A 13,218-nucleotide genomic window follows, 5' to 3' on the forward strand; every position below is an offset into this window, starting at 1 on the left:
TTTCCAACAAAGGTAAGCGTCATGCTGCAGGAAACTCTGATCGCCGCCGCCGCGGGAGGCACCAATGCCGCCGCTGCTCTCAACCAGATGGGCTTCTCCCACCTGATCTCCGAAATGACCGGCAACCCGGGCTCCTTCGTGGTGTCGTGGGTGGTGTTGCTGACCCTGGTCATCATGTCCGCTGCGTCCTGGTACTGGACCATCGTCAACATCATCAAGGGCGTGCGTCTGCGTTCGCAGGCTGATCGCGTGACCTCGGCTTTCTGGGAAACCAGCAACGCCCAGGACGCCATCCGCATCATGGAAGAGCAGCCGCGCAACGAGCCGTTCTCCAAGATCGCGCTGGACGCCGCCCAGGCTGCTGCCCACCACCAGCGTGCCGAAGGCACCGGTACCGGCGAAGCCCTGAGCCGTTCGGAGTTCGTCGACCGCGCCCTGCGCCAGGCCGTCACCCGCGAGAGCACCAAGATCCAGTCCGGCATGATCCTGCTGGCCACCGTCGGCGCGACTGCTCCGTTCGTGGGTCTGCTGGGTACGGTGTGGGGTATCTACGGCGCCCTGATCAAGATCGGTGCGACCGGCAACGCCGGCATCGACGCCGTCGCCGGCCCGGTGGGTGAAGCGCTGATCATGACCGCTATCGGCCTGTTCGTCGCGATCCCGGCCGTGTTCGCCTACAACTTCTTCAACAAGTTGAACTCCACCACGATCGCCAAGTTCGATACGTTCGCGCATGACCTGCACGACTTCTTCGCGACCGGCGCCCGCGTGCGCTGATTCGCGTAGATAACGAACTTACCGACTAGAAGTATCCGGAGGCCGTATGGCATTCAGTAGCGGGGGCGGCAGTGGCGGCCCCATGGTAGACATCAACGTGACGCCCCTCGTGGACGTGATGCTGGTGCTGCTGATCATCTTCATCATCACCACGCCGCTGATGTCGCAGAAGGTCAAGGTGCAGTTGCCCGAAACCACGTTCGTCCCCAACCCGGATGAATTGGCCAAGCGCACGCCGCCGATCAACATCGCGGTGCTCGAGGACGGTTCGGTGTACTGGAACGACGAGCCTGTGACCAAGGACGTTCTTGAGTCGCGTCTGTCCTCGGCGGCCCAGCAGACACCGCAGCCGTCGTTGAACCTGCGTGGCGACAAGACCACCAAGATGTCCACGATCAACGAGATCACGCGCATCGCGCAGGGTCAGGGCATGCTGGACGTCGGTTTCGTTTCCACCAAGCCAACGAAGGGAGGCTGAGCCATGGCCTTCAGTAGTGGTGGTGGCAAGGGCGCCATGTCCGAGATCAACGTGACCCCGTTGATCGACGTCATGCTGGTGCTGTTGATCATCTTCATCGTGACCGCGCCGATCATGACGTACCCGATCGACGTGGCGCTTCCGCAGCGTTCGACGACACCGCCGCCGACGCAGGAACCGCCGCCGCCGATCGATCTGCGGATCGACGCGTCCAACACGGTGTACTGGAACAACAATCCGGTCGCGGTCAGCGCGCTGCAGAGCATGATGGAGAACGAGGTCCAGAAGGACCCGACCAACCAGCCTCAGCTGCGCATCGACGCCAATCCGGATTCGCAGTACCAGACGATGGCCCAGGTGTTGGCTGCAGCGAAGAACGCACAGATGCTCAAGATCGGTTTCATGCAGCAGTAATCGATCCGCGCATTGCTTGAAAGACAACGCCGCCCGAAGGGGCGGCGTTGTTGTTTGCGTCAGCGAATCACGTCGAGCGCCAACGCGAGCTGGCCGCGCGGAAAACGATCAGCGCCGGCGAATGTCTGTCGTGATGTCCAGGTAGCGGCGCACCGTGGTTTCCAGCCCGTCGTACAGGGCTTCGGAAATCAGCGCGTGGCCGATGGAGACTTCCTGTACGTTCGGCACCTCGGCGAGGAACAGGCCGAGATTGTCCTGGCTCAGATCGTGTCCGGCATTGACGCCCAGGCCGAGCTGCCCGGCGCGCAGTGCGGTTTCACGAAACAGGCCGAGCGTGTCCTGTGGATCGCCAGCCGGCCAGGCTGCCGCATAAGGGCCGGTGTACAGCTCCACGCGATCGGCGCCCATGGCCACGGCCGTAGGGAGCCCCGTGCAGCCGGCATCGACGAACAGGCTCACCCTGCAATCCCAGGCCTTGAGCTGGCGCACCAGCGGCGCCAGCCGGACGCTGTCGCGCTCGAAATCAAAGCCATGGTCGGAGGTGAGCTGATCGTCGGAGTCAGGAACCAGTGTCACCTGCGCCGGACGGAGCTGCGCGCACAGATCCATCAGGCCGGGATAGCCCACGCGCGGCGGCGCGAAGGGATTGCCTTCGATGTTGAGTTCGACCTGGAATTGCGCGGTGAGTCCGACCAGAGCGACCACGTCTTCGGCGGTGATGTGGCGACGATCCGGACGCGGATGCACGGTGATGCCCTGGGCACCAGCGGCCAGGCAGGTGTGCGCGGCCCGCACGACATCGGGTTCGATGCCGCCGCGTGAATTGCGCAGCACCGCGATCTTGTTGACGTTGACGCTAAGCGCGGTCGTGGCAGATTCAGTTGCCATCGCGCGGTTCCATCGAGGTGGCCGAAGCGCTCTGCCCGGCGGCCTTGCGTGCAGCGGCCTGCTCGCGCAGGCGATGCAGCTCGACCGGGTCGATCATGCCGCGGCCGCTGGTGTCGCTGTTGCCGGCGCGGGCCGAATACCAACCCATGATCCAGGCAACCAGCAGCGCCAGCGCGGCGAGCATGCTGACCGCCATCAAGACCATCGACGTGGTGCGCAGGGCCACGGCCATGGCGCCCAGCGAAAGCAGCAGGAAAAGCCAGTACATGAAGTGCCCGTCCGGTAAGGAGACGCTGTCGATTCTACCGATCTGGGCCAGCCCCGCGCGCTATAGAAATGGCGATGCCAGTCGGGCCAATGCCTCGGGCAGGCGGTTGCGCCAGAGGGAGCGGTTGCGTTCGTTGTGCACGCGGTTGGCGTTGGCGAATTCGCCTTCCAGCAGCGTGCTCAAGCGCGCGTTGAAGGCCGGTTCGCGGAACAGCAGCGCGACCTCGAAGTTCAGGCGGAAACTGCGGTGGTCAAAGTTCGCGCTACCCAGGATCGCCAGGTTGTCATCGCACAACAGCGCCTTGGTATGCAGCATGCGCGGGCCGTATTCGTAGACTTTGACCTTGGCTGCCAGTAGCTCGTCGAAATAGGAGCGCGCGGCGAAGGTCACCAGTTTCGAATCGCTTTGCTTGGGCACCAGCAGGCGCACGTCCAGGCCAGCCAGCGCGGCCGAGGTCAGCGCCATCATCGCCGCCTCGCCAGGGACGAAGTACGGGGTCACCAGCCAGACACGGCCGGTGGCCTCGTGGATCGCGCCCACCTGCAGGCGATGGATCGCTTCCCAGTCCGAATCCGGGCCGGATGTCAGCACCTGCACCGCAATCTGGCCATGTGGCTGTTCCACGTTCGGCGCCCACAGCGTGGTGCCCTTGAAGTCTTCGCGCTTGTGGCCGCTGGCATAGATCCAATCCTCCACGAACACCTGCTGCAGTCCGCGCACGATCTCGCCTTCCAGGCGCAAGTGCAGGTCGCGGTAGGCATTGGTGTTGAGCGCGTCGTTCTCTTCGTCGGTGATGTTGATGCCGCCGGCAAACGCGACGGTGCCGTCGATCACCACGATCTTGCGGTGCGTGCGCAGGTTCACCCATGGCCGGGTGAAGGGACGGAATTGGGTGGGGTGGAACCAGCACTGCTGGCAGCCGGCGTCGAGCAGCGGTTTGAGGAAGCGCTGGTTGACCCTGCCCGCGCCGACGGCGTCCAGCAGCAGACGCACGTGCACACCGGCGTTCGCGCGTTCGATCAGCGCATCGCGGATCCGCGTGCCGGTGCGGTCGCGTTCGAAGATGTAGTACTCCAGGTGCACATGATTGCGTGCCCGGCTGATCGCCTCGACCAAGGCATCGTAGGTTGCCGCACCGTCGACCAGCAGGTCCACGCGCGTGGCCGATGACGGCGGCAGACCGGTCACGGCCTGGCCCAGCAGTGCCAGCTCGGTGCAGATCTCGCTGGGCGGACAGATGGCTTCGTGGGCGCCCATGCCATCGCGCGAACGGTTGCGGCGCAGGCGCTGGCGTTTGATCTTCTGCGGACCCAATGCGAAGTAGATCAGAAAGCCCAGGTACGGTAGCGCCGCCAGCGACAGCACCCAGCTGACGGTGGCCACGGGTTCGCGCTTCTGCAGGATGATCCAGCCGCCGAGCACCAGCAGGTAAGCCAGCCAGGCGGCGGTGAGGTAGGTCTTCAGGTGCGGAATATCCGCGATGTCGTGCCAGAGCGTGGCGAGCAGGGCGAGCATGCGGCGATTCTAGAGGCTGTCGCGGACGCTGAGATGCGCGCTGGCTACGCTGATGGCATGGGCGAGGCGATCAAAGGGCGTGGTTCGACCGGTTGGCTGCCGGGGCGTTTTGCCGTGACCACATCGGATGCGACCGACGACGGCTGGCACGAACGCGACCAGGATGGCGAAGTGGACGTGCTGCCGCGCACGCAGGTCACCGAGGAGCGTGCGCGCAGCATCATCAGCCGCAACAGCTCGCCGGACCTTCCGTTCTCGCAGACGCTCAATCCCTACAAGGGCTGCGAGCATGGGTGTTCGTATTGCTTCGCGCGCCCAAGCCACGCATATCTGGACCTGTCGCCGGGCCTGGATTTCGAAACCAGGCTCTATGCCAAGACCAATGCGCCTGAAGTCCTGCGCCGCGAACTGGCCAAGCCCGGGCATCAGGTCACGCCGATCTCGCTGGGCATCAACACCGACGCCTACCAGCCGCTCGAACGCCGGTTGAAACTCACCCGCCAGCTGATCGAAGTCTTCGCCGAAACCCGGCACCCGTTCACCCTGATCACCAAGAACGCGCTGGTCGAACGCGACCTGGATCTGCTCGCGCCGCTGGCTGCGCAGAACCTGGTGCATGTCGCGTTCTCGATCACCTCGCTGGACAACAAGCTGTCGTCGAAGCTCGAACCCCGTGCCTCGGCACCGCACGCGCGGCTACGCGCGATGAAAGCGCTGAGTGATGCCGGCGTGCCGGTCGGGGTGATGTTCGCGCCGGCGATCCCGTGGGTGAACGACGCGCATCTGGAAGGCGTGCTGGAAGCCGCCCGCGAGGCCGGCGCGCGTTCGGCCGGCTACGTGCTGCTGCGCCTGCCGCATGAAGTCGCGCCACTGTTCCGCGATTGGCTGGCCACGCACCTGCCGGATCGCGCTGCGCACGTGATGAGCACCGTGCAGCAGCTGCGCGGTGGCAAGGACTACGACAGTCGCTTCGGCAGCCGCATGCGCGGGCAGGGCGTCTATGCGGATCTGCTGGAGCGGCGGTTTGTGCTGGCGAGCAAGCGTTTCGGCTACGACCGACAGCGCTGGCCGGCGCTGGATTGCAGTCGCTTCATCGCCCCGCGCAAACCTTCGCCGCAGGGCGAGCTGTTTTAAGCCGGAACAACAACGGCGCCCGAAAGCGCCGTTGCCGCGCTGCTTGCAGTGCAGGCCCGGACTACATCTTGCCGCCGACGACCAGCTTGTCGGCTTCGACTTTCTTGACGCCTTCGATCGCCTTGGCCTTGGTGACGGCGCGGTCCTTCTCGGCCCGGGTGGCGGCATGGCCGCTCAGCCAGACCACGCCGTCCTTGGTTTCCACCGAGACATCAGTACCGGATACGCCTTTGCTGGCCAGCAGGTCCGATTTCACCTTGGTGGTGATCCAAGTGTCCGTCCCGGGCTGGTTGGATGTTTCCGGCGGTGCCTGGGTGTCATGCGCCATGGTGCTGTGGTCGGCGCTGGTGGACTGGGCCATGACCGGCGCCGCCACGATGCCGAGTGACATCACGCCGACGAACAGCAACGAAGTACGTTGGGTCTTCATGGTGGGCTCCTTGGCAGAGCGTTGAGGTGGGCGCACCGTGACCTGAATCCGGTTGGGCGACGGTGACAGGAAACGCCTTCCCGTCGTCGCGCCGATTGAACGAATCGTGCTGCGTCGCGCCAGCGGTGCGGCAAACCCTTATGCCAGGCCCGGTTCGTCCAGGCGCAGGGTCAAGCACTTGGCTGAACCGCCGGCTTTGAGGAACTCGTCCAGTGGCGTTTCGCGCACGCGGTAACCGGCCTGTTCCAGCTGTGCGCGCAGCGCCGGCGTGGCACGGTTGAGGATCACCACGTTGTCCAGGTTCACGGCATTGCAAGCGAAGGCCAGCGCGTCTTCTTCCGAGACGGCGATGCGTTTGTCGGCCGGTACGCGCGCGGCGATGGCGGCCTGGGCGGCTTCGTCGAACGCAGCGGGGAAGTACAGCAGGTGGCCGCCGGACAGCGGGCACAGACAGGTATCCAGGTGATAGAAGCGCGGATCGACCAAGCGCAGCGGCACCACGTCGATGCCCAGCAGCGCGTGTAGCGCACCGGCGGCGCGGGCGTCGCTGCGATGGCCGTAACCGAACCACAGGCGTGATGCCGCGCGGTCTAGCAAGGCGTCACCGGCGCCTTCGAATTCGATCCCGTCCAGCAGGTCCACGTCGAACCGATGCCCGGAGAACCACCGGGTGAAGTGGGCTTCCTCGCCGGCGCGCTCGGCATGGCGGAAGCGGCTGGGCACGGCCACGTCGCGATAGACCAGGCCGGCGTTGGCGGTGAACACCATGTCCGGCAGGCCGGGCACGTGTTCGATCAGTTCCACGTCGGCGGCATCGGCCACCAGCGCCCGCAGGTCGTCCCACTGGCGCCCGGCACGGGCGCGGTCGGCCTGGTCGCGGTTGCCGGTCATCCAGGGGTTGATGTCGTATTCCACCGAGAAGTGGGTGGGCGGGCACATCAGCACACGGGGGCGGGGCGAAGTCGACATGGCGGCAGGCGTCTCGTGAATGGCGTTATGTCATGCTAGGTCGCGCGCTAAACAGTCAACAGCACGCACAACGCCATTGTTTTTCCACAAGCTGTCATTTCGATGACAGTCGTTGGCGAATCGCCAGAATCGCACTGCAGCATGGACACACCCATGGCCGATACCCTCGACGCGCTGGACCAGGATCTCATCGCCTTGTTACGGGCTGACAGCCGCATGCCCGCGGCACTGCTGGCCAAGCAACTCAAGGTTTCACGCAGCACCGTGCAGAACCGCATCGCACGGCTGCAGCGCAGCGGCCTGTTGCTGGGGTTCACCATCAAGCTGGCCAGCGAAACCGGCCTGCACGGCGTGCGAGCCATTACCCAGATTGAAGTCCGCGGTGGCGCCACCGACAAAGTGGTGGTGGCGCTGCGGCGCCTGCCCGAAGTGGTGAGCGTCTATTCCACCAACGGCCGCTGGGACCTAGTGGCCGAAGTCCGCACCGAGGACCTGGCCGGCTTCGACCAGGCCCTGCGCCGCCTGCGCGACATCGAAGGCATCGCCGCGTCGGAGACCAGCCTGCTGCTGGCCGAGCAGCGCTGACTGAAGCGTTTGATCAGCTCAATGTACGGATCTGCGAGAGCGTCCATGCACCCAGCGTGATCATGGTCAGATGGAGCGCCGAGATGATCCAGCTGGTTGGCTTCAGCCAGCCACCTGAGGGCAGAGCGTTGGCTGAGATGCCTGCCGCGATACCCGCCAGCGTGCCCAATCCAGACAGGGCCAACACGACTCGAAGGTCCAACCAGTTGGGCAGATGCGTCAGTAACCAGGGCAGGGCGACCAGCGCGCCTCCGGATAGCAGGACCAAGGCTAGACATAGATTGCGACGGCTTTCATCCATGAAGCACCTCGTAGACGTGTGAAAACTCTCAGCGTGTTTCGCCGTACAACGTCGCCGCCGGCTGGAACAGCGCCCAGCTGGTGGCGATGTATTTGTCGCCGCCGATCGGGCGGTTGCCGCGATGGGTGTGGGTGAAGGCGGTCGGGGCGATCAGCAGGCTGCCGGTGCGCGGCGCGATCTTGCGCTGCTGGTGGAAGAACTCGGTTTCGCCCGCGTCGAAGTCGTCGTTGAGGTACAGCGTCCACAGCACGTGGCGGTGCAGGGTCTCGGCGTGCTTGTCCTTGGGATACAGCTCGCAGTGCCAGTAGGGATAGCCGCCTTCGCCGGCACGGTAGCGTTGCAGGTTGATCTGGCCCGGGCGCAGCACCGTCATCAGCAGCTGGGACAACCTGGCGTCGTCCATATCCAGCATGTCGTCGTAGCTGATCCGGCTGGTCTGGCCGGCTTCGTCGGTGTGCTGCAGCATCACCGGCGCGATCAGGGCGAACGGGTAGCGCCGCAGGTACTGCATCAGTCCGCCGAACACGGCCTGGTTGAGCGCCTGTTCCACGTCCGACCAGCCGTGCTGGCCACTGATGCTGATGTCGCTGCTGCGCTTCAGGTCCGGATAGTGGCCACCGCCGACCAGGCCAGGATGTTCCTGGCCGCTGGCTTCGAAGCGCTCGACGATGGCCGCGCAGGTGGCGGCATCGATGGTGTCGTGGAAGACCTCGATGAAGTCGGCTGGTTGCATCGGCCCACGATACCAGCGCGGTCCGGCCTCAGCGGGAAGTGGCCTCGGCCAGGGCCGGGGTGCGCCAGCCTGCGCGCACGCCCCACAGGTAGAACACCACGCCCACTACGGCCACCACGGCCAGGTCGGCGCCGTAGGGCAGGTAACCACGGCCGCCGAAGGTGGTGCTGCCGGCCCAGGACAGGAACGCCACGACCGGCAGGTACGCCACCAGCCAGGCCGCGCCGCGGAAGTGACGGGCGAAATCCTGCCAACCCTGCTTGCGCTGGTAGTAGACGTAGACCGGCAGGGCAACGCCCATCAGCAGGATAATCTGCCCGGTCAGCGGCCAGCGCGCCCAATACAGCAGCTCGGTGGCCATGACGAAGGCCACGCCGGCCAGCACCGGCAGGGCGACCAGGCGGAACGGACGCGCCAGGTCCGGCGCGCTGCGGCGCAGGGACATCGCGCTGACCGGGCCGGTCAGGTAGGAAATGATCGTCGCCACCGAGATCACCGCCGCCAGCGTGCCCCAGCCGCGGAAGAAGAACAGGAACAGATACGACACGCCCAGGTTGAAGCCACATCGCCGGGCGCGGCACGCCCCAGCGCGGATGCAGCCGGCCCAGCACCGCCGGCAGCGTGCCGTTGCGCTGCATGCCGTAGATCATTCGCGAGGTGGTGGCGGTATAGGTGATGCCGGTGCCGCTGGGGCTGATGAAGGCATCCACGTACAGCAGCATGGCCAGCCAATGCAGGTTGACCAGGATCGCCAGCTCGGCGAACGGCGAACTGAAATCAATCCCGTGCCAGCCGGCCTTGGCCAGCAGGTCCGGCGGCACCGCGCCCAGGTAGGCCACCTGCAGGATCACGTAGACCACCGTGGCGATGGCGATCGAACCCAGCACCGCGAAGGGAATGCTGCGGCCGGGGTTGCGCGCTTCGCCAGCCAGGTTCACCGGGCTCTGGAAGCCGTTGAAGCTGAAGACGATGCCGGCCGTGGCCACGGCCGTGAGCACCGCGGCAAAGTCGATGTTGTGGCCGTCGCCATGGACGCCGACGCTGAAATTCTCCGCGTGGAAGCCGCTGGCGACCAGGGCCAGGCCGGTCGCGGCCGGTACCACCAGCTTGAACACGGTGATCAGCGTGTTGGAGCGCGCGAACAGCTTGACGCTCCAGAAATTCAGCAGGAAGTACACCAGCACCAGCACGGCCGCGATCAGCAGGCCGGGGATGCCCAGCTCGCCATGGCCATCGGGCAGGTGCGTGTACAGCCCCTGCGCCCAGGCCCAGGGCCAGGACGCCATGTACTGGACCGAGGCTTCGGCCTCGACCGGGATCACCGAGACGATGGCGATCCAGTTGGCCCAGCCGGCGATGAACCCCACCAGCGAGCCGTGCGAATAGTGGCTGTAGCGCACCATGCCGCCCGATTCGGGGAACATCGCGCCCAGTTCGGCGTAGGTCAGTGCAATCGTGGTGATGATCGCCGCGCCCAGGACCCAGGCCCAGACCGCGCCGGGACCGGCCAGGCCAGCCGCGCGCCAGGCGCCGAACAGCCAGCCAGAACCGATGATGGAGCCCAGGCCGGTGAGCATCAGGGCGAAGGGGCCGACATCGCGGCGCGGGGAAGACTGGGACATCACGGACAACCTGCACTGGCGCCGCATGCGCGGCCACAAGTCCTCGATTGTCTCAGGAACCTGTCGCCACCGTCAGGTTCCACTCGGCGCCGGCGTTGGCCGGCGCCCTGCAGGGCCTTCAGGCCTGGGCGTGATAGCGCTCGGCCGCTTCGACTTCGGCGCGTGAGCCCATGAACACCGGCACGCGCTGGTGCAATTGCTCGGGCTGGATGTCCAGGATGCGGGCGCGGCCGGTGCTGGCCAGGCCGCCGGCCTGTTCCACCAGCAGGCCCATCGGGTTGGCTTCGTACATCAGGCGCAGCTTGCCGGCCTTGCCCGGGTCCTTCTTGTCCCACGGATAGATGAAGATGCCGCCGCGGGTCAGGATGCGATGCACGTCGGCGACCATGCTGGCGATCCAGCGCATGTTGAAGTCCTTGCCACGCGGGCCTTCCTGGCCGGCCAGCAGGTCGGCCACGTAGGCCTGCATCTGCGGTTCCCAGTGGCGCTGGTTGGACATGTTGAGCGCGAATTCCTTGGTCTCGACCGGGATCTGCATGTTGGCCTGGGTCAGCACGAACAGGCCCTGCTCGCGGTCCAGGGTGAAGGCGTGTGTGCCGTGGCCGGTGGTCAGCACCAGCGTGGTCTGCGGCCCGTAGATGCAGTAACCCGCGGCGACCTGGGTGTTGCCCGGCTGCAGGAAGTGTTCGTCCTTCGGGTCGTCGATGCCCTCGGGCGGGCAGCGCAACACCGAGAAGATGGTGCCGACCGACACGTTGACGTCGATGTTCGAGCTGCCGTCGAGCGGGTCGAACAACAGCAGGAAGTCGCCCTTGGGATATTCGGCCGGAACCGGCTGGCAGTGGTCCATTTCCTCCGAGGCGCAGGCGGCCAGGTGACCGCCCCAGGCGTTGGCTTCCAGCAGGATGTCGTTGCTGATCACGTCCAGTTTTTTCTGTGCCTCGCCCTGCACGTTGCCGGTGCCGGCCTCGCCCAGCACGCCGCCCAAGGCGCCCTTGCCGACCGCGATGGAGATGGTGGTGCAGGCACGCACGACCACGGAGATGAGCTGGCGCAGTTCGGCGCCGATGCGCCCTTCGCGCTGCTCTTCGACCAGGTAACGGGTGAGGGTGACAGGCTGCATCGTGGACGGTGCCTCATGACGTGGGGGTGGGCATTGTCGCCGCAATCGCATGACAGGCGCAGCCCACGCCGTCAGATCACCCGTAGCGTGATCGCCTTGAGCACCGCGCGGGTGCGGTCGCGGGTGCCGAGTTTGTCCAAGATGGTGGAGACGTAGTTCTTCACCGTGCCTTCGGCCAGGAACAGCGTGCGCGCGATTTCCTTGTTGGAATACCCACCGGCCAGCAGCCGCAGGATCGCTACCTCGCGTTCGTTGAACGGTTCACGCGGTGCGTCCTGCTCGCGGTACTGGTAGCGCGCGCGGACCGGATCGGTGCTGACCGGCTGCAGCAGCGTGTCGCCGGCGGCGACCCGGGCGATGGCCTCGCGCAGGTCTTCTGGCGCGGCGTCCTTCAGCAGGAAGCCCTGCGCGCCGGCCTGGGTCGCGCGCAGCAGCAGGTCGGCATCGTCGAAGGTGGTCAGCAGCATCAATGGCGTGGCGTTGCCGGCCGCGCGCAGCTGGATCAGCGCATCGATGCCATCGATGCCAGGCATGCGGATGTCGCTCAGCACCACGTCCACCGGCGCCTCGGCCAGGCGTGCGATCAGCTCGGCGCCGTCGCTGGCTTCGAACACCACCACGATGCCTTGCTGTTCCAGCAGCGCCCGCAGGCCGGCGCGGACCAGGGCCTGGTCGTCGGCCAGGGCAACGCGGATTGGAGCGAGATCGGTCATGCGGGAATCCTGGCGGCGATGCGCAGCGCACCGCGTGGGTTGGTGTCGAGGGTCAGGGTGCCGCGTGCGGCGGCGATGCGTTCGCGCATGCCGGACAGGCCGATTGCCTTCGCGCAGGCGCGCGCCGCGCAGGCCGTCGTCTTCGATCTGCAGCAGCAACGCATCGCCCTCGCGCAGCAGCTGCACGAACAGGGTATCGGCATCGGCGTGGCGGGCGGCGTTGGTCAGGGCTTCCTGCACGATGCGCAGCAGGGTTTCGGCCACAGCCGGGTCGGCGACGGTGGCGTCGTCGGCGATCTCCAGCTGCAGGGCAGGGCGCGGCATCGGTGCGGCCAATGCACGCAGGGCCGTGTGCAGGTCCAGCCCGCGGGTATCGCGCAGCGCCTGCACCACGTGTCGGATGTCGTCGAGCAGTTCGCTGGAGAGCTGCTGGGCGATGCGGACCTCGCTGCGCTGGCCCAGCACCGGATCGGCGGCCAACGCGCGCAGGTTGAGCTTCATCGCGGTGAGCTTGTGCCCGGCCACGTCGTGCAGCTCGCGCGCCACGCGCAGGCGTTCGGCATCGCGCGCGCTGTCGGCCAACAGAGCGCGGGTGGCAAGCAGGTCGGCGTTGACCAGGGCCAGGGCGTCGCGCGCGCGCCGAGCGTTGAGCGCGTAGTACACGCACAGCGCGCTGAAGACCTGGAAGCTGGCATTGATCAGCACCACGACGAACGGGTTGCCGAAGCCGGCGCGCCGCAGGATCCAGTAGAACGCGAAATTGGCGGCCAGCGCGCTGACCAGCACGATGCGACGCGGCCAGAACCCCATGGCCATCGCCACCCAGATCACCAGCAGGACCGGGGCCACGCCCGGCCGGGGATCCAGCATGATCAAGGCCAGTGCCAGCAGCGGCATCGCCGCGGTCGGCAGCCACATCCACGGCCCGCGTTCGCAGCGCTCGGGCAAGGCATTGGCCAGGACGAACAGGGCCCCGAAAGCGGCCAGCAGCAACCAGCCCGAGAGCCGCCCGGCGGGGCTGTCCAGGTACGGCATGACCAGCGCCACGGCACCCAGGGCGATATAGCCGGCCAATGACAGGGGTTCCAGCAGGCGACGAACGATCTCTCTCATGGGCGCAGATGCTGACCGCGCCGCGCAACGCCCGCAATGGATGCAGGGCAAGTGGTGACTTCCGGCAGGCTCACGCGGTGACAGGTGGCATCTGTGAACCAGTGGACGAACGTGCACACTGATCGCATCGGGCTCGCGCTCATGCCGCCAGGAGG

14 protein-coding genes and 2 pseudogenes are annotated in these 13,218 nt (G+C 66.2%); 5 read left to right on the forward strand and 11 right to left on the reverse strand.

Annotated features, from left to right (window positions below; genetic code table 11):
• The first annotated feature begins 21 nt into the window (after window positions 1-21).
• Genes exbB through O8I58_RS12500 form a run of 3 tightly spaced genes read left to right on the forward strand, consistent with a single transcriptional unit; the run spans window position 22 to window position 1,669 of the window.
• Window positions 22-777, forward strand: a complete 756-nt coding sequence (gene exbB, locus O8I58_RS12490; RefSeq protein ID WP_298316493.1) for a TonB-system energizer ExbB — start codon at window positions 22-24, stop codon at window positions 775-777.
• Window positions 778-823: 46 nt separating this feature from the next.
• A complete protein-coding gene (locus O8I58_RS12495; protein ID WP_298316496.1) occupies window positions 824-1,255 on the forward strand; it encodes an ExbD/TolR family protein in 432 nt (143 codons plus the stop codon).
• A 3-nt stretch (window positions 1,256-1,258) separates the two neighbouring features.
• Window positions 1,259-1,669: an ExbD/TolR family protein gene (locus O8I58_RS12500; protein ID WP_298316499.1), complete on the forward strand. Its 411-nt coding sequence runs from the start codon at window positions 1,259-1,261 to the stop codon at window positions 1,667-1,669.
• 108 nt (window positions 1,670-1,777) lie between these two features.
• On the opposite strand, the gene O8I58_RS12505 is transcribed toward O8I58_RS12500, so the two are convergent.
• From O8I58_RS12505 to cls, 3 genes are read right to left on the reverse strand one after another with little or no spacing between them, the layout of a single operon-like run.
• Window positions 1,778-2,557 carry a pyridoxine 5'-phosphate synthase gene (locus tag O8I58_RS12505; protein ID WP_298316502.1) on the reverse strand — a complete coding sequence of 260 codons (780 nt, stop codon included), beginning with the start codon at window positions 2,555-2,557 and terminating at the stop codon, window positions 1,778-1,780.
• Window positions 2,547-2,825 carry a hypothetical protein gene (locus O8I58_RS12510; RefSeq protein WP_298316505.1) on the reverse strand — a complete coding sequence of 93 codons (279 nt, stop codon included), beginning with the start codon at window positions 2,823-2,825 and terminating at the stop codon, window positions 2,547-2,549. Before O8I58_RS12510 ends, O8I58_RS12505 begins: the two co-directional genes overlap by 11 nt.
• A gap of 60 nt (window positions 2,826-2,885) precedes the next feature.
• Window positions 2,886-4,340, reverse strand: coding sequence for a cardiolipin synthase (gene cls / locus O8I58_RS12515; protein WP_298316508.1), 1,455 nt, complete (start codon window positions 4,338-4,340; stop codon window positions 2,886-2,888).
• A gap of 57 nt (window positions 4,341-4,397) precedes the next feature.
• Between cls and O8I58_RS12520 the strand changes: the two genes are divergently transcribed.
• Window positions 4,398-5,474: a PA0069 family radical SAM protein gene (locus tag O8I58_RS12520; RefSeq protein ID WP_298322955.1), complete on the forward strand. Its 1,077-nt coding sequence runs from the start codon at window positions 4,398-4,400 to the stop codon at window positions 5,472-5,474.
• A 61-nt stretch (window positions 5,475-5,535) separates the two neighbouring features.
• On the opposite strand, the gene O8I58_RS12525 is transcribed toward O8I58_RS12520, so the two are convergent.
• Together O8I58_RS12525 and O8I58_RS12530 are read right to left on the reverse strand one after the other, a co-directional pair.
• The gene (locus O8I58_RS12525) at window positions 5,536-5,904 is read right to left on the reverse strand and encodes a BON domain-containing protein (RefSeq protein ID WP_298316510.1); all 369 of its coding nucleotides are present in this window, start codon (window positions 5,902-5,904) and stop codon (window positions 5,536-5,538) included.
• A gap of 138 nt (window positions 5,905-6,042) precedes the next feature.
• Complete coding sequence (locus tag O8I58_RS12530) at window positions 6,043-6,873, reverse strand: dimethylarginine dimethylaminohydrolase family protein (protein ID WP_298316513.1); 831 nt, start codon at window positions 6,871-6,873, stop codon at window positions 6,043-6,045.
• Window positions 6,874-7,026: 153 nt separating this feature from the next.
• Between O8I58_RS12530 and O8I58_RS12535 the strand changes: the two genes are divergently transcribed.
• The gene (locus O8I58_RS12535) at window positions 7,027-7,458 is read left to right on the forward strand and encodes an Lrp/AsnC family transcriptional regulator (RefSeq protein WP_298316516.1); all 432 of its coding nucleotides are present in this window, start codon (window positions 7,027-7,029) and stop codon (window positions 7,456-7,458) included.
• A 13-nt stretch (window positions 7,459-7,471) separates the two neighbouring features.
• Here the strand turns inward: O8I58_RS12535 and O8I58_RS12540 are convergent, their stop codons facing one another.
• The 6 genes and pseudogenes from O8I58_RS12540 to O8I58_RS12565 all read right to left on the reverse strand — a co-directional run bounded on the left by O8I58_RS12540 (window position 7,472) and on the right by O8I58_RS12565 (window position 13,191).
• Window positions 7,472-7,759, reverse strand: a complete 288-nt coding sequence (locus O8I58_RS12540; RefSeq protein WP_298316520.1) for a hypothetical protein — start codon at window positions 7,757-7,759, stop codon at window positions 7,472-7,474.
• Window positions 7,760-7,787: 28 nt separating this feature from the next.
• Window positions 7,788-8,492, reverse strand: coding sequence for a 2OG-Fe(II) oxygenase (locus tag O8I58_RS12545; protein ID WP_298316523.1), 705 nt, complete (start codon window positions 8,490-8,492; stop codon window positions 7,788-7,790).
• 28 nt (window positions 8,493-8,520) lie between these two features.
• Window positions 8,521-10,114, reverse strand: a pseudogene (locus O8I58_RS12550) (APC family permease).
• A gap of 118 nt (window positions 10,115-10,232) precedes the next feature.
• Window positions 10,233-11,237, reverse strand: a complete 1,005-nt coding sequence (locus tag O8I58_RS12555; protein WP_298316526.1) for a class 1 fructose-bisphosphatase — start codon at window positions 11,235-11,237, stop codon at window positions 10,233-10,235.
• A 71-nt stretch (window positions 11,238-11,308) separates the two neighbouring features.
• Entirely contained in the window at window positions 11,309-11,950 is a 642-nt protein-coding gene (locus tag O8I58_RS12560; RefSeq protein ID WP_298316529.1) for a response regulator, read from the reverse strand.
• A pseudogene (locus O8I58_RS12565) lies at window positions 11,947-13,191 on the reverse strand (histidine kinase). Before O8I58_RS12565 ends, O8I58_RS12560 begins: the two are co-directional and overlap by 4 nt.
• Window positions 13,192-13,218 lie beyond the last annotated feature (27 nt).

Origin of the sequence: Pseudoxanthomonas sp. (assembly GCF_027498035.1) — a bacterium.
Classification (GTDB): domain Bacteria; phylum Pseudomonadota; class Gammaproteobacteria; order Xanthomonadales; family Xanthomonadaceae; genus Pseudoxanthomonas_A.